Source organism: uncultured Aquimarina sp., from assembly GCF_947492965.1.
In the GTDB taxonomy this organism is placed as follows: domain Bacteria; phylum Bacteroidota; class Bacteroidia; order Flavobacteriales; family Flavobacteriaceae; genus Aquimarina.
Genome location: NZ_CANLOZ010000015.1, coordinates 34,864 through 59,629, shown reverse-complemented (window position 1 = coordinate 59,629; position 24,766 = coordinate 34,864). Strand labels below are relative to the sequence as shown.

At 33.5% G+C, this 24,766-nt stretch carries 16 protein-coding genes; 8 read left to right on the top strand and 8 right to left on the bottom strand.

The genetic code is table 11. The features are described from left to right. Window positions 1-340 precede the first annotated feature (340 nt). The 4 genes from Q1B37_RS23090 to Q1B37_RS23075 all read left to right on the top strand — a co-directional run bounded on the left by Q1B37_RS23090 (window position 341) and on the right by Q1B37_RS23075 (window position 5,356). Complete coding sequence (locus Q1B37_RS23090) at window positions 341-1,231, top strand: family 16 glycosylhydrolase (protein WP_299903017.1); 891 nt, start codon at window positions 341-343, stop codon at window positions 1,229-1,231. Between the two features lie 172 nt (window positions 1,232-1,403). Beyond that, entirely contained in the window at window positions 1,404-3,524 is a 2,121-nt protein-coding gene (locus Q1B37_RS23085; protein WP_299903015.1) for a M1 family metallopeptidase, read from the top strand. Window positions 3,525-3,532: 8 nt separating this feature from the next. Continuing rightward, on the top strand, window positions 3,533-4,429 hold the full coding sequence (locus tag Q1B37_RS23080) for a patatin-like phospholipase family protein (RefSeq protein ID WP_299903013.1): 897 nt from the start codon (window positions 3,533-3,535) through the stop codon (window positions 4,427-4,429). 3 nt (window positions 4,430-4,432) lie between these two features. Further along, window positions 4,433-5,356 (top strand): patatin-like phospholipase family protein, encoded by a 924-nt coding sequence (locus tag Q1B37_RS23075; RefSeq protein WP_299610949.1) that lies wholly within the window; start codon window positions 4,433-4,435, stop codon window positions 5,354-5,356. Window positions 5,357-5,484: 128 nt separating this feature from the next. Here the strand turns inward: Q1B37_RS23075 and Q1B37_RS23070 are convergent, their stop codons facing one another. The 8 genes from Q1B37_RS23070 to Q1B37_RS23035 all read right to left on the bottom strand — a co-directional run bounded on the left by Q1B37_RS23070 (window position 5,485) and on the right by Q1B37_RS23035 (window position 15,095). Then, entirely contained in the window at window positions 5,485-8,349 is a 2,865-nt protein-coding gene (locus Q1B37_RS23070; protein ID WP_299903011.1) for a PKD domain-containing protein, read from the bottom strand. 509 nt (window positions 8,350-8,858) lie between these two features. Continuing rightward, entirely contained in the window at window positions 8,859-9,767 is a 909-nt protein-coding gene (locus Q1B37_RS23065; RefSeq protein ID WP_299903009.1) for a YitT family protein, read from the bottom strand. 6 nt (window positions 9,768-9,773) lie between these two features. Further along, window positions 9,774-10,541, bottom strand: coding sequence for a hypothetical protein (locus Q1B37_RS23060; RefSeq protein WP_299903007.1), 768 nt, complete (start codon window positions 10,539-10,541; stop codon window positions 9,774-9,776). A 90-nt stretch (window positions 10,542-10,631) separates the two neighbouring features. Further along, window positions 10,632-11,156 carry a hypothetical protein gene (locus Q1B37_RS23055; protein ID WP_299610941.1) on the bottom strand — a complete coding sequence of 175 codons (525 nt, stop codon included), beginning with the start codon at window positions 11,154-11,156 and terminating at the stop codon, window positions 10,632-10,634. 6 nt (window positions 11,157-11,162) lie between these two features. Next, a complete protein-coding gene (locus Q1B37_RS23050) occupies window positions 11,163-12,737 on the bottom strand; it encodes an FMN-binding glutamate synthase family protein (RefSeq protein WP_299903005.1) in 1,575 nt (524 codons plus the stop codon). A 10-nt stretch (window positions 12,738-12,747) separates the two neighbouring features. After that, window positions 12,748-14,031 (bottom strand): amidohydrolase, encoded by a 1,284-nt coding sequence (locus Q1B37_RS23045; protein WP_299610937.1) that lies wholly within the window; start codon window positions 14,029-14,031, stop codon window positions 12,748-12,750. 13 nt (window positions 14,032-14,044) lie between these two features. Beyond that, a complete protein-coding gene (locus tag Q1B37_RS23040) occupies window positions 14,045-14,581 on the bottom strand; it encodes a DsrE family protein (RefSeq protein WP_299903002.1) in 537 nt (178 codons plus the stop codon). 226 nt (window positions 14,582-14,807) lie between these two features. Next, entirely contained in the window at window positions 14,808-15,095 is a 288-nt protein-coding gene (locus Q1B37_RS23035; RefSeq protein ID WP_299903000.1) for a hypothetical protein, read from the bottom strand. 265 nt (window positions 15,096-15,360) lie between these two features. On the opposite strand from Q1B37_RS23035, the gene Q1B37_RS23030 reads away from it, so the two are divergent. The 4 genes from Q1B37_RS23030 to Q1B37_RS23015 all read left to right on the top strand — a co-directional run bounded on the left by Q1B37_RS23030 (window position 15,361) and on the right by Q1B37_RS23015 (window position 24,766). Continuing rightward, on the top strand, window positions 15,361-17,691 hold the full coding sequence (locus Q1B37_RS23030) for an ATP-dependent helicase (protein WP_299610931.1): 2,331 nt from the start codon (window positions 15,361-15,363) through the stop codon (window positions 17,689-17,691). A 380-nt stretch (window positions 17,692-18,071) separates the two neighbouring features. Next, window positions 18,072-21,455, top strand: coding sequence for a starch-binding protein (locus Q1B37_RS23025; RefSeq protein WP_299902998.1), 3,384 nt, complete (start codon window positions 18,072-18,074; stop codon window positions 21,453-21,455). Between the two features lie 688 nt (window positions 21,456-22,143). Next, the gene (vgrG, locus tag Q1B37_RS23020; protein WP_299902996.1) at window positions 22,144-23,934 is read left to right on the top strand and encodes a type VI secretion system Vgr family protein; all 1,791 of its coding nucleotides are present in this window, start codon (window positions 22,144-22,146) and stop codon (window positions 23,932-23,934) included. A gap of 37 nt (window positions 23,935-23,971) precedes the next feature. Then, window positions 23,972-24,766: a hypothetical protein gene (locus Q1B37_RS23015; protein ID WP_299902994.1), complete on the top strand. Its 795-nt coding sequence runs from the start codon at window positions 23,972-23,974 to the stop codon at window positions 24,764-24,766.

The window sequence follows — 24,766 nt, the reverse complement described above, 5'->3', positions numbered from 1 at the left end:
ATTAGAAACTGGCTGTTTTTTGGTTTTGAAATAAAAAAAGCATTAAAATATCAGTTTTTAATTATTGGTTTTTGTTTTAAAATGTTAAAAAATTACGTATTTAGTATTTTTTTATCTTAAAAGTATATTGAATTTTAGGTTTTTGATGAAGGGAATATATTTTGTTAAATTCTTCTAAAGACATTGATTTTGTTAGTACTCATAATTTCTTAAGAGATATTTTACTGACATCACGTTACGTTTTTGCCGTACATAACTTACGTCTCGGTTACTTTTTTTGGTACATTTACGAAAAGGTTGTAGTAACAGCGTAACTATCTAACCCCAAATGATTTATATTATGAATAAAATAGTACTCTACACATTCGTATTAGCTGCTTTTACTGTTTTTATTTCTTGTGATAAAAATGAGGAAGTTTTCAATGAAAACTATAAAGATTTTAGTTCTGTAACAGCCAAAGCTCCATGGACCGATATTCTGGTGGATGAATTTAATTCGGGAAGTAATATCGATGCTAAATGGGAACGTACAGAACGATTAGATTATAATTCTGATTTTTGTATGTACAGACCATGGAATGTTAGTATTCAAACCTTGGATAACAGAAGTTGTTTACGTTTGCGTTCGTATAAAAAACAAAACGGATTATGGGAATCTGGTCATGTAAAGTCATGGACAAGTTTTGAGCCTGGTTATAATGAGCAGGTACATGTACAAGTAAGTGCGAAAGTTATTGCTTGGGAAAATGGAAATGCTAAAGGATTTGCAGAAACTTATGGTGTTTGGCCTGCAGTATGGACTGTACAAGAAACGGCTTGGCCTACACAAGGAGAGATCGATATGATGGAAGCATATTCTTATGGATATTACGGTGGAGAAAAATATGCTAGTAATCTTTTTTATGGATATAACGCAGGACAAAGTTTATTAGATCAAAATGCTGTAAGACATTATGATACTATTGGAGAAGGTTGGCATACTTATGATATGTACTGGACTAATGTAAATGGAAATGTATATGTTGATGTATTGGTAGATGGTGCTGCAGTAGCTAATTATCATAACGGAATCGATTCGGATTTACAATTACAAAACTTTGGGCCACATAATGTAATTCTGAACTTAAATATAGGTTCTAATGACGGTATTTTTAATAATAATGCCATCAATGTATTTTGGAATACGGATATGTATGTTGATTTTGTAAGAGTAAAAAAGACCTCTATATAACATTTTATAATACTAACTTAATGCTATTATCAAAAATCTGAGTCTAAGCTCAGATTTTTGTTTTTAGATATATGTGAAAAAAGTAGCATTCGTTGTTTGGTCAGATATTTCTTCTGTCACAATACGCGAATAAATTCGTTATTTTGGCAGAACATTTGATTATTCATAAAATATGCGATTTTTTCTGTATTTATTTATCGGTTTTATTTCGGTATCGGCCATCGCCTCCCTCGACGAAACAACCTTATCTATACCTTCTAAAAAAGAACAACCTAATGTAGATTTCCTAACTGGAAATGTATCTATTTTTCTAGACGCTAATTTTAAAAAAGTAGAGGGTAAAGTAATATACACCTTTAAAGTGTTACAACCTGTAGATTCTATAAGTATCGATGCCCAGAAGATGCAGATTATGGATGTGTTGCTAGACGGAGAAAAGGCCACGATAAATTACGACTCCCAAAAAATAAAGGTTGGGGGTAATTTTTTAGCAAATTCAGAACATCGGATAGAAATTCAATATATCGCAGTTCCGAAAAAGGCACTTTATTTTTTAAATGATTATCAAGGTAAAGATCAGATCTGGACACAAGGACAAGGAAAATATACCTCTAATTGGTTGCCAAGTTTTGATGATATGAATGAAAAGATAGAGTTCGATCTGGTGATTCACTATGATTCGGACTATGAGGTGATAGCAAATGGAAAATTATTACAAACCCAGGCTGTTAATGATACGATAAAAAGATGGGAGTACGATATGGAACAGCCGATGAGTAGTTATTTACTGGCCTTAGCGATTGGAAAGTATGAAAAGGTCGTTGAAACTTCTGAAAGTGGAATCCCTCTAGAGATGTATTATTATCCGAATGATAAGGATAAATTTGAGTCTACCTACAAACATAGTAAGCAACTATTCGATTTTTTGGAAAAAGAGATCGGATATGCATTTCCATGGCAAAATTATAAACAAATTCCTGTAAAGGACTTTTTGTATGCAGGTATGGAAAATACGGGAACCACTATATTTTCTGATGCTTTTGTAGTGGATGATATAGGTTTTAATGATCGGAATTATATCAATGTAAATGCGCATGAATTAGCGCACCAGTGGTTTGGTGATTTAGTAACCGAAACAGAAGGGAAACATCATTGGTTACAAGAAGGTTTTGCAACTTATTATGCTTTATTGGCAGAAAGAGAGATTTTTGGAGACGATTATTTTCAATACAAATTATATGAAAGCGCAGAACAACTTACTGAGCAATCCAAAGCCGATAATGCTACTCCTTTATTAGACCCTAAAGCCAGTTCTCTTACTTTTTATCAAAGAGGTGCTTGGGCATTACACGCTTTGAAGGATATGATTGGAGCTGATGATTTTAAAACGACAGTAAAGAAATACCTCGAAAAATATCAGTTTGGTAATGTTACCACTTCTGATTTTATTAGAGAGGCAGAACAGGTTAGTGGTCAGGATTTATCGGATTATCAAAAAATATGGTTAGAAGCCATTGTTTTTCCTTCTCAGGAAGCACTTGATGTTTTAACAAAGTCTCCATTTATAAAACGCTATTTAACTTTAGCTGGTGAACGTACACAGCCCATAGCAGGTAAGTGGGGTACACTGGCAACCGCTTTAGACTTTCCTATTAATGAATACCTAGGGCAAGAAGTGATTTATCAATTGGAAGGAGATACTTCTAAAGAGTCATTAGGATTATTTACCAAAGCTTTCGAAACAAACAATATTTTTGTGCGTCAGGCGATTGCTAATACAATGAATACGATCCCAATAGAATTAAAGAAGCAATATGAATCCTTACTAACTGACGAATCCTATGCTACCATAGAACCAGCGTTGTACCATTTATGGGCTAATTTTCCATCTGATAGAACTTCTTATTTAGAACAGACGAAAGGAGTTATAGGGTTTCACGACAAAAACGTGAGAATATTATGGTTAGTACTGGCATTGAGTACACAAGAATATCAACCAGAAAAGCATCAGGAGTTTTATAAAGAACTATCAAGTTATTCGTCTCCTGTTCATCATTTTAGTACTAGAGAAAATGCTTTTACGTATCTAGAAAGTCTTCAGGCTTTTTCGGAACAATCGTTGGTAGATCTTGTAGATGGAGCGGTACATCATAACTGGAGATTTAGAAACTTTTGTAGAAAAGTGTTGGATAACCTTCTGAAGAACCCTGCATATCAAAAGAAATATGTAGATTTAAAGAATAATTTGCCAAAGAGGCAACAAGAATTTTTAGAAAAGAAATTAACCCCATAAATAAACGTATGCGCGCATTGGTCATATCCGGTGGAGGAAGTAAAGGAGCTTTTGCTGGTGGTGTAGCGCAATATCTTATTCAGGACCTAAAGAGAGAGTATGATTTGTATGTAGGAACTTCTACCGGAAGTTTACTGATCTCTCATTTGGCACTATCCAAAATAAAGGAAATAAAAGAGATATATACTTCTGTAAATCAATCTTCGATATTTAGGAATTGTCCTTTTGTAATAAAAAAAAGAAAAGGATACAACCTTATCACAATTAATCACTTTAATGTATTACGAAACTTGATCAAAGGAAATAAGTCCTTTGGAGATAGCAGAAATCTTAGAGATCTTATCAGAAAGTCTGTTACCGAAAGTTATTTTAATACACTTAAAGAATCCCAAAAAGATATCATAATTACAGTTACTAATTTGTCCACGAATGAAGTAGAGTATAAGTCGATTAAAGAGTGTACATATCAGGAGTACTGTGATTGGGTTTGGATTTCGTGTAATTATCCTCCATTTATGAGTCTGGTACAAAAGAACAATTGTGATTATGTAGACGGAGGATTAGGTTCTATGGTTCCGATAGAAGAAGCAATTAGACGAGGAGCTAAGGAAGTAGATGTCATTATATTAGAAACAGAGATCAATTATCTAAATCGTATGCCTACCAAAAATCCATTTACACTAATTACTAGTATGGTGGATTTTATGATGGATACGATAGAGCATCAGAACATTCGAATAGGTAAGTTTATAGCTAAAAGAAAGGATGTAGCTATGGATCTTTATTATACGCCAACGGTATTAACCACAAATTCATTAATTTTTGAAAAGGAGAAAATGAAAAAATGGTGGAAAAAAGGGTACGAGTTTGCCAAAGAAAAGAATAAATCAAATCGATTAGAATAGAATATGCGAGCATTAGTTATATCTGGTGGAGGAAGTAAAGGAGCTTATGCTGGTGGTGTAGCTCAATACTTAATCCAGGAACAAGGCAGGAAGTATGAACTTTTTTTGGGAACTTCTACCGGAAGCCTGTTAATACCACAATTGGCACTCGGAAATATAGATAAGGTGTATGATATGTACACGAATGTTAATCAGAGTACTATTTTTAGTGTTAATCCCTTTAGAACCCGCAAAAAAGGTAATCGTGAGTTTGTTTCTATTAATTTCTTTAATACCGTAGTTCAATTTTTAAAACGTAAACGTACATTCGGAGAGAGTAAAAATTTGCGTAGAAATATTCGTAGAAATTTTTCTGAAATAGAATTCGAATTGGCTAAGAAAAAAGTCAAGGACATTGTGGTTACAGTTTCTAATTTAACCAAAAACACTACGGAATATAAGTCTATTAACGACTTTTCTTATGAAGATTTTTGTGATTGGATTTGGATCTCTTGTAATTATGTTCCATTTATGAGTTTAGTGACTAAAAATGGATGTGAGTATGCCGATGGTGGATTTGGTTGTATGGTTCCTATTAGAGAAGCTATTAAAAGAGGCGCAACAGAAGTAGATGCTGTAATTTTAGAGTCTGAAAATATGGAACATAATAAAGTATTGGGTAAAAATCCATTTTCGCTCATGGTTAATTTATTCAGTTTTATGTTCGATCAAGTAGAAGGTCATGATACGGTAGTTGGGAAATTAGCAGCAAAAAATAAAGATGTTGTACTAAACCTATATTACACACCTTCTAAATTAACGGAAAACTCTTTAGTTTTTAATAAAAAATTAATGCGAAGTTGGTGGCAACAAGGCTTTGATTATGCTGCGGAAAAAGCTAAACAAGCAGATGAAAATAAACTGAAAGAGATTGATATGGCGGGATAGAATATTTTCCTTTGTATCTCTCTTTACATAAAATAGCCAAATCAAATAATCACTTCTCATTTTTGAAAATGATTATTTGATTTGGCTATACTGGTTTTAGAAAGACCTTTTAGGAACTTAGATCATTCTTAACGTGTTATTTTGAGAAATTTATCTACCTGTTTGTTGTTAATCAGCAAGAAATATAATCCTTCAGAAAGTTTTGAGGTGTCTATAGTTTCTGGAACACCTGATTTAAGAATTACTGTTTGTCCTAAAGCGTTTACAACTTTTAAAGAGAATTTATCTTTTAATTCGGATACGCCATCAATATGTAATATTTCGTTCGCAGGATTTGGATATAGTACAATCTGATCTTCTGGTGATTGAAGATCTGGTGTAGATAATGCCTGAATCTCTACAGCTTCAGAAAATGTGCTACATCCACCTTCATTAAACACTTCTAAAGTGTAAGTTCCTGTTTCTTCGGCAATATAGGTAGCAGCATTAGCTCCGGTAATTGGTTGATCATCTAAATACCACTGATATGATTCATAATTTTCGGTTACCGAGAGTTCATTAGTTTGTGCGTTTACATTTATTGTAGGAATCGTAGGAGCATCCGATACATTTACCTGAATAGCAGCTCTATCGGAAGTACTACAACCACCGAGTGTAGAAACTTCCCAATTATATAGATAATAATAAAAACCTTGAGGATTTGTGGTAGCAGAACTTCTTTTAATAGAAACTATATTGTTTACCGTATATGGATAATTTACATTATCATTACTTCTAAAAAGATTCGCTTCTTCTAAAAATCCTATTTCCATATCATTTCCAGCTGGGATGTTCATATTAATATCGATAACATTTTCTCCATCTGGAATATTTATAGTCTTAGTTTCTAAAACAGTTCCACTAGCATCTATCAATTGTAGGGTTCTATTACCAGATCCTTGTGCTATAACGGTTGCTTTTTTTAACATAATAGGTTGATCAGCGTCGAATACCAAATTAAATCCTCCCTGATGTATATTACCAACTATGTTCGCAACGTCTGTAATTCCAGTAACCGCATCTACGATTGGTTCCGTAGTTCCAGCTACATAAAAAGTTCGGTTTTGTGTAATATTTGATACATCTAAAGTTGGTCCTGTTCCTAAAACCGTATCACCATCTAGAGTATCATACCAGATATACCCATTACTACCAGAAGCTGTGATCGTATCTACATTACCAGAACAAATAGATTGCGTGTCATTATTAGGTAAAGAAGCAATGGTAACGGTAACAAAATTTTCTTGAGTATTGGTATCATCTCCAATGGTATTCGTTGCCGTTAATGATACCGTATAACTTCCATTAGCAGTGTAGGTATGTGTTGGGTTTTGCTCCATAGAAGTGGTTCCATCTCCAAAATCCCACAATACAGAAGTAACTGTATTTATAGAGGTATTTCTAAAACTAACCTGATCACAATCGATCGTAGCTTCAAAATTAGCAATTGGAGGTTGATTGTTATTTCCTGGAGTATAAGATCCAGAAATTTCATAAAAACCAACTGAAGCATAATCAGAATATCCACTGGATAAATTACCTTCTCCCACACCATCAATTTCAATAAAATAGGTACCTCCTGCTAAGGTAGTATTTATACTGGCACTTAGGTTATCTTGTGGACTAGATATGGCCAGTTCTTCTCCTGTACCGCTTATAATTCTAGCTTGTATGTTTAAGTTTGGATAATATGGATCCGGATCAATGGTAAAGTCTACTTCGCCACCAGCAGTAATAAAAGAGAATACATCTTTATCTTCTCTTGTAGAAATGAGTGCCTGATGCAAAGATGGATCTACTGTTCCATTAGAACCTACCTGAATTGGAGTAGCTTCAGAAACTGTATCTGCATGGTCATCTTCTTTATATCCAAAACCATTTCTATTTCCAGAAATAATAGCCATATCATCTTCCTGAGTAATAGCGTTGTCGTATTCACCTTGGCTCCATTGTCCGATAGCTCTGCTGGCACTCCATCCCATAATAGGACTCCATGATCCATGACCTGAGTAATATTGATTTCCAGGCACTCCGTCATGCGATAATCCTAGGGTATGCCCCACTTCATGTGAACCTGTTTCTCCTGCAGATCTGGTTCCATTGTTATAGACCCAACATGGATTGTCGATATTATTGTTAGAAAAAGAATTAAGATAAGCTACACCACCAGATCCTGGTGCAGCATCAGTAGTAGGAGTGAAAATACACATCATTCTACGATTGATAGGAGTGTTTTCGAAAGTAGCTCTATCGGTAGTGATATTAATATCAAAAGGTCTAAAATCCTCTGCCATAATTCTCCAGATCTCAGTGATTTTGGCATCACTATATCCCGTAGGTTGCGCATTAATGGTTCCTCCATTAACCCACCAAGTATCACTTACCACTTCGCCATCAAAATCCAGATAGACAGTAAATGCAGATCCTGGTAGACTTGATAAAGTAGGAACTACCATTTTTGATTGATACGATGTTACTTCTACAGAAGGAAGTTTTTCATAATCGACACAAAGTACTTTCTGAATATCAACTTCTTCTATGAAAACAGCCTTCGCATCATCTGAGGAATACTGATATGCAATTTTATCTTCATATAATACAATTTGACCAGAGATGAGATTGTCTTGTTTCGTAATATGAAATGTAGATGTTTTGGAATCTCCAATACTCCCTATGATGGAATAGGAATTGGCGTTTCCGTTCCTCTTTGTAATAACCCCAGAATATGATATCTCTTTAGAGACTTGAAGAGTAATTTTATTGGTTTTTGCTCCCCAAAATTTATTGGAGAATGTTTTTTCATTTCCCAGGTTAAAGGATTCATTCTTTTGGGAAAAGATATCTGTCTGATAAAAGAATATCACTAAGAGTAATGATAAGGTTTTGACTGATTTGGATTTGATTTTTTTAAAACACTGCTTTTTCGTCGTTTTTAAGAGTGCAATTGTTTTCATTTGATGTGTATTGAGTTTGTAATTACGGTTTGATTCAATGTTCAAATGACTTGCTGGGATATGAAAAAATATTCATATCCTTAAGATATTTTTCTTGTGCTGAAGAAGGGGAGGTGATGAAAGATTGCCTAAAGGGTCTGGTTTCAGACAATAATTTAAGGATGTCTGAAGTCCTTAAAAAAGTATTCATCAAATTACACAAGCGTTGCAATGTTGTTTTACGAAGTAAAACATATTTACTAAACTGAAAAATATTGGTTTTAGTATGTGAAATAGAAACGTTTTATATGCTAAAGCGTTGGTTTTCTACTAAAGATTATAGCGGTCACGATTCTTTTTTAACTTAATGCGTTGTTATATAGTTTTTTACATAGAAATTGAATAGCTTGAGAACTATTTGATTCATGCGGGAATTCTTACATAAAAATTAGATGATTTAGATCAACATATATTTAATAGAGGTTTCTATTAAAATAGAATTCTTGTTACGGTATTTTTAGCTAAGTGTTCTACGTATTATCGTTGGAAGTATTTTGTTTAATGGAAGAAGAAGATAATTTTTTTAATCCTTCTTTAGACAAAAACTTAGTATACATTCCTCCCTTTATGTTATTTACATCAAATTCAATAATAAAAGCGTTTTTATCAATGGTATCTATTAAGTTATATGTTCTTCGGATATCAATTCTATTAATTACACTATGAATAATTTTTTTTTCGGATTGAGGCCCTCTTTTTCCAAAACCTCCAGAGCCGTTATAAATGGTTGTTCCAGTGCCTATAATATCAATTAATTGTTTATTGATTTCATCGATTTGTTCTGATACAATCATTAAACCTACGTAATCTTCGAATCCTTCTATCATAAAGTCTATAACTTTTGCAGTGATAATAAAGGTAAGAATAGAATACATAGCGATTTCTATAGAAAGAAGTAAGGCGGTGACGCTGAATAAAATAATATTGAAAAAAAGGATAATTTTTCCGATACTTATTCCTAATTTCTCATTTATGAAGATCCCCAGAATTTCAGAACCATCTAAGACTGCTCCGTTTTTGATAGTTAATCCAATTCCAGCACCTAAAAATAAACCACCAAAAATGGCTATCAAAAGTTTGTCATCTGTAATAGCTGCAAAGTTTTCAAAATGAATAATAATTGCAAGAGAAATGATTGATAATAAAGATTTAACAAAAATTCTTTTAGTGAGGCTGAACCAAGCTAAAATCAGAAAAGGGATACTGACCAACAATAGAAAAATAGATATATCAATCTCAAAAAGCTCACTAAGCAAAATAGCAATACCAGTGGCTCCTCCATCTAAAAATCCATTTGGTAGTAAAAACATTTTTAATCCTAAACTGGCGAGTAGAATACCTAAAGCAATTTGAAAAATTTCTGACAGTGTTCTTTTCATAGGATTCTATTTTACTATTTTAACTTCAATTCCCTGTATCCAATGTTTTAAGAAGTTTTCATTCGTACTAAGTTCACTTAGATAAAACTTATCGTAAGAGGCAAAGACTATAGAGTTTTCAATTTTTTCAATTTCTACTCCTTTTGAATCGATATAATTGGAATGTATTAGATATAATTGTTCGTTTTCTTTTAATATATAGCCAACATGACTAGAATCAAAACCAATGAAATGAATGCCTTCTTTAAGATTTTTACGAATTTTGGTTATGTTTTCGTTCACAGAATTTTCGGAAATTTCTATAGGATCGGAATCAAGTGCTAAACTTTTTGCTTCCAAGAAAGGGCTTTGTTGTGCTAATTTGTATCTATTTAAGTTTACTCCAATATGTTTAAGTGTTGTAGATACAAAATAACCACAAGCTATTTTACCTTTTTTTGGGATAGATGTATGCCCTTCGAATGACCATTCTGTTCCTTCCCAATGAGGAAGTATTCTGTGTAGCAAAGAACTCTTAAATAAAGTTGATAAAGAATTGGTAGAGGATTTGGTGTAGTTAGCTTTTTGCTGTTTGATATTGTTTTTAATTTCTTGATAGTTTTTAAGGGTGTCACTAGCCAATCTTATTTCTTGAAGTGATTTTATGGTGTTTTTAGTGACAGTATCCTGAACTTTCTCGACAACAGTAATTTTTTCATCAATATTCTTTTCTTGGTGTTGACCTTTACATCCAAACTGTAGTAATATTAATATTCCAAAAATTATTTGATTCATATAATAATTATTCATGGATTATTACTATAGTTTGTTTATAACAGTAATATTGACGCATCAAATACCGTAAGTATCTTTTAGATTTAATAATTAGATACTAAAAAGATCTTCTACTTCAGATTTAATAGCAGATAGTGCTTTATCACTTGGAGCTCCTTTTTCTACTACTTCTGTTAATATAAATTCTCTCATTTTATTGGCGGAATCTACCTCACCATTTAATACGCTTTTTCTAATCAATGCGATAGTACCGTTTTTAGCAGTTTTAATCATATTCCAGCACTCATCCGAAATATAAATTTGTTGGGTTAGATTATGATCAAATTCTTGTTCTATAGTACTTACCAATAAGGATTCATAACTTTTTTTATCATTATCCACAGGAGGAGTTCTTAGTAATAGTTTACCAGGCGAAATTCGCTCCATAAATAAAGCCATACGCTCGTAAGCCTGTAATCTTAATGGTAGCGCCTGCTTTTGATTTTCTCTATGAAGTAAGTATCTTCTTCTTTTTTCTTCATTATCTGTATGCGTTTTGAAATAGAAAAACGCTAAAAGAGTGATAAAAAGTGATGGAATAAGTGAGATTAATAAAGGAATGATTTCTATCTTCATGTAATGTTATTTTGATTTTTTTTCTTTATAATGTCCTCCTAGATATGAGCAATCTTTGAGATCCTGAATACAGGTAAATTCTACAGGTGTCTTGCTATATTTAAAAGAATCTTCTAGGGTTTTTGTGAGCTCTCCATCATCCACATTAACATCGATATCTTTCATTGTAAATTGTGATGGATGTTCATATCCAGCAGCATGCGTTATCTCTATTAGTTCTTTTCTAAAAGATTTAAAATACTGCGCGAGACGATCTGATTTTAGTGGTACATTAATTCCTTTTTGTAGCCATTTACTTTGTGTAGCAACACCAGCTGGACATTTATTAGTATGACATATTTGAGCCTGGATACAACCAATGCTCATCATAGCTTCTCGAGCTACATTAATACAGTCAACCCCCATGGCAAAAGCCATTGCAGCTTTTGCAGGAAAACCTAACTTTCCACTACCAATAAAGACAACTCGTTCTGTAAGATTATGTTTTTGAAATATTTTATAAATCGCGCTAAAACCATAAATCCATGGTAACGAAACGTGATCTGCAAAACTTGGAGGAGCAGCTCCAGTTCCACCTTCACCACCATCTATCGCAATAAAATCAGGTCCGCGATTAGACTTAACCATAAGTTCTGCAAGTAGTTCCCATTGTTCGGTTTTACCAATTGCCGCTTTAATACCTACAGGTAAACCTGTTTCTTCAGCAATATCTTCTATCAGTTGTAATAATTCGGGTACATCTTTAAATGCTTTATGACTAGAAGGAGATAATACATCTTTCCCAACTTCGACACCTCTGATTTTGGCAATTTCAGGAGTGATTTTTGCTCCAGGCAATACGCCACCTTTTCCAGGTTTAGCACCTTGAGAAAGTTTTATTTCTATGGCTTTTATAAATGGATTGTTGCGAACTAATTCCTTCATCTTTTCCATAGAAAAATTTCCGTCTTCAGAACGAACACCAAAATAGCCTGTTCCAAAATGAAATACTACATCACCTCCATTGCTATGATACGGAGATAACCCGCCTTCTCCTGTATTATGATAAGCTCCAGCTTTTAGAACTCCAATATTTAAAGAATCTACAGCGCGAGCAGAAAGAGATCCATAACTCATCGCAGAAATATTAATGATAGAAGCAGGTCTATATGGTTTTTTACGTTGATTGTAAGCGCCCATAACTTTTGCACAAGGCAGAAATGTTTTGTCTACAGTATTAGGATGACCCGCTTCCATTTGAAAAGGAATCATACAATTTTTTATAAAAATATGTTGATGCTGATAAATGTCTCTATCTGTTCCAAAGCCTTCGTAGTTATTTTCGTTTTTAGAAGATGCATATACCCATCCTCTTTCAATTCTATTAAATGGAAGTTCTTCTCTGTTATTGGCAACAAAATATTGCCTCATTTCTGGTCCAATACTTTCTAAAAGGTATCTAAGATGTCCCACAATAGGAAAGTTATGACTGATAGTGTGTTTTTTATTGAAAAACATATCTCGTATGGCTATTAAGCCTAACGCCAGGAGTATCCACATCCACCAGGATATTGAGCCGAGAAAATTTAAGAAAGCTTCCATGTAATAAATATTATTGAGCGTTTAAATAGTCAAGAGTTAATTGAGACATTACTTTTACACCAAGTAATAAACCACTCTCATCAATATAAAAATCTGGTGTATGATGAGAAGGTGCTTTTGCTTCAGTATGAGGTTTTCCCCCTAAAAAGAAATAAAATCCAGGAACTACTTCCTGAAAGTACGAAAAATCTTCTCCTCCGGTAGTAGCTTTAGATAGGATTACATTTTCTTTTCCTGCAATTCCCTCTATTGTGGGTAACATTTGTGTCACCAGAGCAGGGTCATTGTAGGTGATGGAAGTATTATTCTGAAAATCGATTGTTGCTTCTCCTCCATAGGCTTTTGCAATTGCAGGTACCATTTCACTCATTCTACGGATAATCATTTTTCTCATCGTAGGGTCTAATGTTCTTACTGTTCCTATCATTTCAGCACTTTCTGGAATAATATTAAAACGAACACCACTAGTAATTTTACCTACTGTAATTACAGCGGCTTCATCTACCAACGGAGACTCTCTACTAATAATGGTTTGTAGTCCATCAATTATTTTTGCTGAGATTAATATCGGGTCAACACCTGTCCAAGGTGCAGATCCGTGTGTTTGTTTTCCCTTTACGTTAATTACAAAACGTTCTACTGCAGCCATCGTACCACCTGGTTTATAACGGATCATTCCAACGGGAGTTCCAGAATTGATATGAAGCCCAAAAATAGCATCTACATCAGGATTTTTTAAAACTCCTTCTTTGATCATTAATTTAGCACCACCTTCTTCTCCAGGAGGAGGTCCTTCTTCAGCAGGTTGAAAAATAAATTTTACGGTTCCTTGTATTTTATCTTTGTTCTTACTCAACACTTCTGCTACTCCCATAAGAATAGCTGTATGAGTATCATGACCACAAGCATGAGATACTCCAACTTCTTTACCAAGAAATGTTGTTTTTACAGTTGATTTAAAGGGAACATCAGCTCGCTCGGTTACAGGAAGTGCATCAATATCTGCTCTTAATGCAACTACTTTTCCCTTTTGTTTTCCCTTAAGAAGAGCTACAACACCAGTTTTTGCAACATTTTCTGTTACTTCTAACCCTAAACTCTTTAAGTGAGCAGCAATTTTTTTGGCGGTTTCGAATTCTCGATTCGAAAGTTCTGGGTTCTGATGAAAATCTCTTCGCCATTTGATAACCTTACTTTCTACTTTGTCCGACATTGCATCCACATCGGGATCTATTTTCTGTGCGTTTGTTAAGTAACACACTAATACCATAAGGATGAATATGCTGTTCTTCATAGGATACGTTGAGTTAAAAATTAATGAGTTTGTAGTTTTTATTTTGTAGTTGTACCAAAGCGGTCATCGCAGATAAAGCTAGTTGAACTTTAGGATGTATATCTGACTTGGTGATTTTTCTATGTGCTGCTGTTTGTCCACATAATATAATCTGTACACCTTTCTCACTTAATGCAGTGATCAAATCAGTATTTGGGTTCTTAATACTAAATTTAGCTTGATATACTTTATCTTTCAAAATATCATTAGCAGCATTTCCATGAATCACTAATGCTACTTTTAAATTCTTAAACGGTACTCCAGCATTTACGTGCATGTTGAGATATCGAGCAGCTGTATTCATCAGTGGATTTACTTTGGTACTATCACCGAATGAACGACCAACATCAAAAACAACTTTCAGTTCATTTTCTAAGTCTGTTTTAAAATCAGGATTTTCAACCTTATATGTGTTCCCAAACTCTTTAATAACAGCACCTTGTTGAGGTTCTTTTTGACAGAAAAGGATCATTGGAAATATAGCGAGTAGAAAGAAAAATGTGTGTTTCAAGCCGTTTTTTTTGGTTTCTAAAGATATTCAAAAATCTATAAAAGGAAAGTTAAAATATATTTTTGATAATCATGATAGCCAAAAAAGACATCAGAAAAGTTTGTATTCGGAATATGATCTATGATAAAACAAAAGGTGTCGGTAGTAATTAGTTTTAACATAAATAAAAAATAAAGCTCTCAATTAAATATTATTGAGAGCTTTCAAATAAGTAGTTTTACTTTTATTAGGATATCCTAATAATTCGTTCTAACGGGATAATTGTTGATTGTTTTAGAATAACTTCTTTATCTGTGATTCCCCAGATAGTCGTTTCTACTTTTTTAAATCCTTTATTATCCACAAAAACAATTTTTACTTTATGACGTTCTAGATTGCCTAATGATAATGCTCTCTTAAGTTCCAAGACTCTATCAATTTGGTCTTTTCTTTTCTCTAGTACGTCTTTTTTTGGAAAGGTTAGAAATTTAATTTGTTCTTTTTCAATAGGTTGAATGTTCATGTTTGGGGACATAACAAAAATATTAGGTGAATGTTGGGGTTAAGGCGTTATCTAGGTGTTTTAGATAAGCTTTTCCTAAGATACGTATTTTATCCTATAAAACCGTAATTAAACGATGTTTTTTGCATAAAAATTCAGAAATGTCTTGTGAAATATTTCCCCGGATGAAAAAATTTAATCTTTTTATGGTTAATGATTTGTTTATAAATATCAATCATATTAGTTCTTAAAAAAAGATAGTTTACTTAAATTTCGAAGCTTATAAAAAATTGAAAATTTGGAAGAGTATTTAGCTGGATTGAATGACGCTCAGAGAGCTCCTGTATTACAAAAAGATGGTCCTATGATTGTAATTGCGGGTGCTGGTTCTGGAAAAACAAGGGTGCTTACGTTTAGGATAGCATATCTTATGTATCAGGGAATAGATGCATTTAATATTTTGTCTTTGACTTTTACGAATAAGGCAGCACGTGAAATGAAAAAACGTATTGCTGATATTGTTGGAGCTAGTGAAGCTAAGAATTTATGGATGGGAACTTTCCATTCTATTTTTGCCAAAATTTTAAGAATAGAAGCAGATAAACTTGGATACCCTTCTAATTTTACTATTTATGATACACAAGATTCTCAGCGATTAATAGCTTCTGTTATTAAAGAAATGGGATTGGATAAAGATATTTACAAATACAAACAGGTTCAATCTCGAATTTCTTCTTATAAAAACAGTCTGATCACGGTAAAAGCATATTTTCAAAATCCTGAATTGGTAGAAGCAGACGCCATGGCTAAAAGGCCTCGTATGGGAGAGATCTATCAACATTATGTAGATAGATGCTTTAAAGCGGGAGCGATGGATTTTGATGACTTATTGTTGAAAACGAATGAATTATTGAATCGTTTTCCCGATGTTTTAGCGAAGTATCAGAATAGATTTAGATATATATTGGTGGATGAGTACCAAGATACAAATCACTCTCAATACCTTATTGTAAAGGCCTTATCCGATAAATTTCAGAATATATGTGTGGTAGGTGATGATGCCCAAAGTATTTATGCATTTCGTGGGGCAAACATCAATAATATTCTGAATTTCCAAAGGGACTATGATAATGTACAGCAATATCGCTTAGAACAAAATTATAGATCTACCAGAAATATTGTAGAAGCTGCGAATTCTATTATCGATAAAAATAAAACCAAATTAGACAAGGTCGTTTGGACCGCTAATGAACCAGGTCCGAAAATTTTAGTAAATAGATTGCTTACCGATGGGGATGAAGGACGATATGTAGCGAGTTCTATTTTCGAGAATCAAATGCAGCATCAGCTTAATAATGGTCAATTTGCTATTTTGTATAGAACCAATGCACAATCCAGAGCAATGGAGGACGCATTACGAAAACGTGATATCAAGTATAGGATTTATGGAGGTTTATCTTTTTATCAGCGAAAAGAAATCAAGGATGTACTTGCGTATCTTCGATTAATTATTAATCCAAAGGACGAGGAAGCGTTAAAAAGAGTAATTAATTATCCAGCAAGGGGAATCGGTAGTACCACAGTAGATAAATTAGTTGTTGCCGCTAATCATTATGATCGATCTATTTTTGAAGTAATCGAAAATTTAGATCGCATTAACTTAAAAATTAATAGCGGAACCAAAACTCGATTGGAAAACTTTATGAATATGATCAAAAGTTTTCAGGTCACTAACCAAACTTCTGATGCTTTTACTCTGGCAGAAATGGTAGCAAAAAATACTGGACTACTACAAGAACTTAAAAAAGATGGAACTCCAGAAGGTATTGCTCGTATCGAGAATATAGAGGAATTACTCAATGGTATTCGTGATTTTGTAGAAGGACAAAAAGAGCTTGCTGATGAAACGGGATCTCTTGCAGAATTCTTAGAAGATGTAGCACTAGCTACAGATCTTGACCAAGATACAGGGGATGATGATAGAGTCGCTTTAATGACAATCCATTTAGCAAAAGGATTGGAGTTTCCTTATGTATATATAGTTGGTATGGAAGAAGACTTATTCCCATCAGGAATGAGTATGAATACACGATCAGAGTTGGAAGAAGAACGAAGGTTGTTTTATGTAGCTCTTACAAGAGCAGAAAAACAAGCTTATCTAACCTATACACAATCACGATATCGATGGGGGAAACTTGTAGATGCGGAACCCAGTAGGTTTATCGAAGAAATTGATGATAAATATTTAGAATATATAACTCCAATTGATACATATCGATATAAGCCTTTGGTGGATACAGATATTTTTGGAGAAGTTGATAAAAGTAAGTTGAGACTAAAAAAACCAGTATCTGGATCTCCACCAGTATCGCATAGACCTACAGAAGAGCAGTTACGAAAACTGCGTAAGCTGCGGCCGATTACCAACGGTACTCAGAGTGCTTCAAAAACCAATAGTATTGATGGGGATTTAGCGCCTGATACTATTGTAGAGCATATGCGTTTTGGACGAGGAAAAGTTCTTAAATTAGAAGGAGTAGGACAAGATAGAAAGGCTGAAATTAACTTTGAAAATGGAGGAATTAAGAAACTCTTATTACGATTTGCTAAACTGAAAGTCATAGGTTAAAGTAAACATTCTCATTGTATTATCTAGAATATAAAACCACGGTAATTATTGTATCGGTAAAGAAACAATAATTACCGTGGTTTGTTTTTGGGAAACTTTCAAATTTTCGCTTCATTTTTTGCGAGGTTCTGATCTCTTTAGATTTTGCAGATATATCTCTTAATATGTCAAGATATTAAGTGTTTTTTTGATTGGTTATTACTTTTTTAACCTTGTTTAAAAGAAAATATCAACACTCAATCGTTTTCGTGAGAAATCGGTGCACTCATAATTATATTATTCGATTTTTTTTTAGAAATCTTTATTACAACGATTGAGATAATTTCCCCGTATAAATTATCCGGTTGTTCTTTTATTAACACACAAACAAAATCTTAATTATGAAAAAAACACTCTACTTAGGGTTATTAGTGGTTTGCCTATGTTTACCAAAAATAGGAATAGCACAAGCAGAAAGAAATCTTCCATTTTCGTGGGATAATTTAACAGTTTATTTCTTGATAACAGATCGTTTTTACAATGGTGATACTACCAATGATTCTAATTTTGATCGTTTTCAGGATAGTAGAAATAATGAATTAGATTTCCATGGAGGAGATATCGCAGGGGTTACTCAAAAATTAGAAGAAGGTTATTTTGATGAGTTAGGAGTGAGTGCTATTTGGGTTACTCCGGTAGTAGAAAATCGACATGGCTTTAATAACCCTCCTGCAGATGATCCTACTTTTAGGGATTATCCATATCATGGTTACCATACAAATGATTGGACTGCTTTTGATCCTAATTTTACAAGTGCAGAAGACTTCGAAAAATTTATAGATACTGCACATGATCATGGAATTAGAGTGTTACTTGATATTGTGATGAATCATTCAGGTTATCGTACCTATAAGAATGTAAATGGTCAGTTAGAGTTTGTAGACGAAGATTATCCATCGGATTGGGTACGACTACAATGCGGTTCAGAAAATGGAGAACTTCCTTGCGATGATTTAACTACCCCTCTTTTCGGATTACCTGATATTCGTACAGAATCTTTCAATTCAGTAGCATTGCCACAATGGTTAATAGATAAGTGGGATGCTGAAGGAAGAAGACAGCAAGAATTGGATGAGCTTAATGCTTATTTCGCAAGAACAGGAAAACCAAGAGCACCTAGATATTATTTAATAAAGTGGTTAACGGATTGGGTGAGAGAATACGGTATTGATGGATTTAGAGTGGATACAGAAAGACATGTAGGTGTAGATGCATGGGCAGAGTTAAAAGATGAAGCAGTTTCTGCTTTAAGAGAATGGAAACAGAATAATCCAACAAAAAAACTAGATGATCTTGATTTTTACATGACAGGAGAGCATTCTGGTGTAAATATTATTGGTAATGTAGGGGATCCTTTACCAGATGATTTTACAGTAGGAAAGTTTAATAGTATGATTAATTTCCGTTCTCCAAAAGAAGCATATACAGATTTAGGACAGGAAGAAATATTTAGTTCTTTTGCTGCAAAATTAAACAATAACGATAATGGTTTTAATACTCCTGGGGAGTATAATATGATCAGCTACCTAAGATCTCATGATTTTAGCGAGTTCTTTACAGGTAATATGTTTGAAGGAGCAGTAAAATTATTACTATCTCCTGGTGGAGCGCAGATTTATTATGGAGATGAATCTGGGCGACAGTTTTTTAACGCTACTACTTACGTAGATGCTGGGTATCGTTCTGATATGAATTGGGATTCTATAGATGATGCTTTATTATTACATTGGAGAAAGCTTGGGAAATTTAGAAGAGAACACATATCTATTGGAGGAGGATCTCATCAAAAATTAAGCGATTCGCCTTATATTTTTAAACGTGAATATGATCGTAATGGAGTGTCTGATAAAGCTCTTGTTTTCCAAGGACAGGATAATGATTTTGCGGAAGCTTTAAATGTATTTGGCATGTGGCCTGATGGTACATTGTTAAAAGATTATTTCTCTGATACGATGGCAACTGTAACAGGAGGAACAGTTACTTTCGGAACTACTTTTGGAATTGTACTGGTAGGAGAACCTTTTGATCTTTCTGATTCTGTAACCTTATCTATTGATCCAGTTTCTGGATTTTATAATGATGCTATTACAGTAAGTATGACAGCTTCTACTACTGCAGAAGGAGCAAGTACTTCTATCTACTATACAACGGATGGATCTGATCCTTCCGCAGCAAGTATAGTATATACAGCACCTTTTACTATGAATGGCTCTGCTTCAATAAAGGCAATTGCAATTGATTCTGATGGGAATGAATCTGCTATTGTTTCTAGAGATTATATCATTGGTGATGGTGAGCCATTTAAAGTATATTTTAAGAAACCATCAGATTGGTCATCAGCTTATATTTATATATTTAACCAAAATACAGGAGATCCATTACCAGGATTCCCAGCCTGGCCAGGAGAACAAATGGATGGTGTAGCAGGAACTCCTTGGTATTCTTATTTGATAGATCAAGATGTACAAGTAGGTATTGTATTTAATGATAATGGAGGTGCGCAATCTGACGATCTAACCAGAATTGTAGAAGGATGGTATGATGGTCAGTGGTTTAATACTTGCCCAAGTGATTGTCCTACAGGACCACAGCCACCAACATTAACGGTTGCTCCAGATTCTGGAGTATATAATGGAAGTGTTGAGGTATCGATGAGTGCAACAAACGCTGGAATTATATACTATACATTAGACGGATCTATTCCTGATAATACCAGTACTTTATATGAAGGTGAATTTGCTATATCTTCTGTTGGAACTACAGAGTTAAATGCTATCGCTATGAACGACGCTGGAAGTTCTTCGATAGAAAGTCGTATATATACTATTCAGGATGTGGCTGGGTATACTGTTAATTTCAGAAAACCTGATACTTGGGGAACGGCATATATCTATTTATTTGATAAAAACGTGAATGCAGCAATTCCTGGATTCCCTGCATGGCCAGGTATCGAAATGACACAATTGTCAACTTCTCCTTGGTACTCCTATACAATAGATGAAACTGTAGAAGTAGGTATCGTATTTAATGATAATGGAGGATCCCAGTCAGATGATTTGTTTAGAACTACAGATGGATGGTACAATAATGGGTGGACAGATACCTGTCCTGGAGAATGTCCTGGTATTACTCCGGATGATTCATTCGATGTATTCTTTAAAAAACCTTCATCTTGGAATACAGCTTATATTTATATATTCGATAAAAATGCGAACGCTTCAATCCCTGGATTCCCAGCTTGGCCAGGTGTAGCGATGAATGAAGTAGCAGGATCACCTTGGTATTCCTATACCATAGATGAATCTGTAGAAGTTGGTATTGTATTTAATGATAATGGAGGAGCACAAACAGATGATCAATTTAGAACTGTAGAAGGATGGTATGATAACCAATGGTTTGATAATTGCCCGAGTGATTGTCCGTCTTCTGAAGATATCAAAGGATCTTTTGTAGATCAGAAACCAGAAGGAGACGCTTTGCAATTAGTAAAGGCATGGCCAAATCCTTTTAATGATTCATTGACTTTATCTTTTATAGGAAATATGAAAGATAATCGTGTACGAATTGAAATATTTGATCTTGCTGGTAAAAATACAAATACGTCCATAACAAAAGATACCAAAACAAATACTGTAACCATGAATACAGCTAATCTTCCAAAAGGAATCTATCTTCTTAAGATCGTTTCCAACAAAAATGTGAAAGTGCTGAAAATGGTAAAGTAACCAATAAATTTTGCTGATTCAAGACCTGTCTAGAGAATTATTTTTTTGGGCAGGTTTTTTTATTGTTGATTTAAATAAAAAAATGAGTTTTTTAAAAACCTGTATTTCAATTGATTACACTGTGTTTTTTTAGTTGTGTAAAGTTTGGCACGCGTTTTGAATTTTAACAAACAACTGATGAGATGATTATCAGTACGAGTTAAAAAAGTTTATTAATTTAAAATTTAGAAGTTATGACAAATTTTATTTCACTTAAGATTAATTGGAGTATTTTGAGAAAGTTTTTACAGGAATTACCAGCTGCAAGTAGCCATGCAATTCACCGATAGACTTTCATTAATAAATCCCCAGTAAAATGTATACTAATTACTTAATATAACTGGATATAAATATTGTTTTATATCCAGTTTTTCTTTTTTACTCTCCTCTGTATACTTTTCTTCTTTATTGTTTTTTACGGCTAACCCTTATCTTTTTTAACGACTAACCTTTTATAACCACAGTGGTTTTCAGGGGTTTCTTTTCACTGAATGTCTGGTTGATTTACAGATAGTTGTGTTTTACATTTGAAATAACCATCATAGAAATATGTAACTCTTACTTAACCTAATTTCATTTTCACTTATTGGTTGAAGTAAAGATTTCTTGTTTCTGACTTGGATTCACACATTAATCTTAAAACTTAACAATGGCACTTCAATCTAAAATACAGCTATTTATAGGGGGATTTTGTATAAAGGCCTTTAAAAAACTTACACTCCAGCAAGAAATTGATAACCATCATACTCTAGAACTTTTATGTCGTAGAGATGTATTAGAAAATGCATCTAATTTGGACGAAGAGGTAAGCAATGATTTTTTGGGGCAAACGATAACGCTTACGATTTCTTCTTTGGATGCTGTAGATATCTATAAAGAATTAAAATTTAAAGGAATCGTAACCGAGGTGAAGCTTACCAATGGTTTTCATCAATCCACCGGAGATTCTATTCTAATTAAGGCGAAAAGTAATTCTATTATAACAGATGATGGGCCAAATTATACATCATTTAGTGATGAAAATTTGGAATCCATTCTTACTCAGTCCTTTCAGCAATATGATCGCTCTAAACTAAATACTTCTATAAAAACCAGATCCAAAGATACATTACATTACTGTGTTCAGAATGGAGAGAGTAGTTTTGAATTTGCAAGTAGATTATCCAAGCAATATGGAGAATGGTTTTATTATGATGGAGAATACTTAGTTTTCGGAAAACCAATGGATTCAGAACCTGTGGTTTTAACCTATGGTGTGGATTTAATGGAATTTTCCAGAAGCCTAAATCCTAGATCTAATAGCTATTCTTTTTTTACCAATGATTATCTGAATAATGAAAAACATAAGGTAACAACTTCAGAAATTACAAGTTCTATAAATGGATATAACGGTTATGCTTCTAATAAAAGTCAGGAGATGTTTCCACACGACACCAACGTTTTTCTAAATACATATAATGATCCACAAACGAAACAGCGATTAAATCATTTAGTAACAGAACAAAAAAAAGCAGAAGAGATCAAACAAGTTTTGATCACTGGAAAAAGTGATAATCCAGGAGTATGTTTAGGTAAAGTAGTACAAATAAAACAAGAAGGTAAAAGCCAAGGAAGTTATAGGATCATAAAAATAACACATAATGCTGCGGAGAATGGAAAATATATCAATCATTTCGAAGGAATCGCAGTAGATCAAGATGTATATCCATATACAGATATACGTAATAATCCTAAAAGTGATACTCAAGTAGCTACCGTTACTGCTAATAATGATCCAGAAGGTTTAGGAAGGATCAGAGCTCAGTTAGATTGGCAGAAACCTTTAGGAGTATATACCCCTTGGTTACGAGTCATGACACCTCATTCTGGTGGAGATAAAGGATTTCATTTTATTCCAGAAGTAGGAGAAGAGGTTCTTATTGGATTCGAAGGAGGAAATGCAGAGCGACCCTATGTTATGGGCGCCCTTTATAATGGAACAGCAAAACCAGGTAGCTGGAAAACAGATAAAAATAATGTGAAAGCTATCAGAACCAGAAGTGGACATACTATCGAACTTAATGATACCGAAAAATCTGAATTCATTACAATTATAGACAAAAATCAAAATACCATCCATATAGACACCGCCAATAATAATATCACCATTACAGCATTGGAAAAGATGACGTTGAATGCTAAAAATTTTGAAATGAATATTGAGGAAGATGCTACTTTAAATATAGGTAGGGATACAGTAATCTACACGGGTAACAACTTTGATACATCTTCTTTGAATCATACAAATATTGTAGAAAATAAAATGAAAAATACAATAGGAGGTGATCTGATACAGAATAGTGGAAATGCTCAAATTCAAAGTAAAGCAAATATGAAAATTGCTTGCGGAGCAACAGCTTCTTTTCAGGGAGGAGGAAATGTAAAAATAAGCAAAGGATAATAACTCTTTAACGTAAACATAAATCAATCGCAAGTCAATGATTCCAAGTAAATATACATTTAGAACTCAAGAAATTCAATTGCAAATCCCCAAACAAGGCGTACGCAGGTATTTAATAGAAACAGAAAACTATATTAACTATACTGGTGCGATACGTTGCAATCGTAAAAAAGAAATTAGTATTGCTATACATGAGCATGAAGAACAACCTTACATTCGAACAGTGAATATAGCTGTAGAGAAAGATACTTTTAAATTCTCAGACGGTTCTTTTGCTATGCAAGATATAATTCAAAAAACGGCTTCGGTTTATGAAAGTATAAGTTTGCAGTTGTCATATTTAGGCGAAATTGTAGCTATTGATAACATTGACGTAATTAGACAGAAATGGATCGTTATAAAAGAATATCTCGAAAGTAAATATAAAGGAGATCAGGTACAACGTTTTATTCTGAAAACAGATACTATTTTAAACTCAGAAGAGGAGATCATAAAAGATCTTACGCTATATCAGAACTTTGGCGGTTTGTTAAAATCTGTGTATCAGAAATTTAGTTCTGAGTCGTGCAGTGAAACTTCTCAGTGTTTAACTACAAAGTACGGTAAAGTAACCACCAAAGAAGAGTTCTTATTACAGTCTGCAAGCGAAAGTGAAGATATCCAATTACAATTGCAAGCTCATTATCCAGAGAAAGAAGAGTATGTCTCTGTAAATGGAACCTATAATTTTTCGGGATTTAAAGAGTCTTGGTTAACAAGAGCAGTTATTTCTTGTATCGAAAAATACGGGAGACAAGAATACAGAAATACCGTTAATATAATTCAAATATAA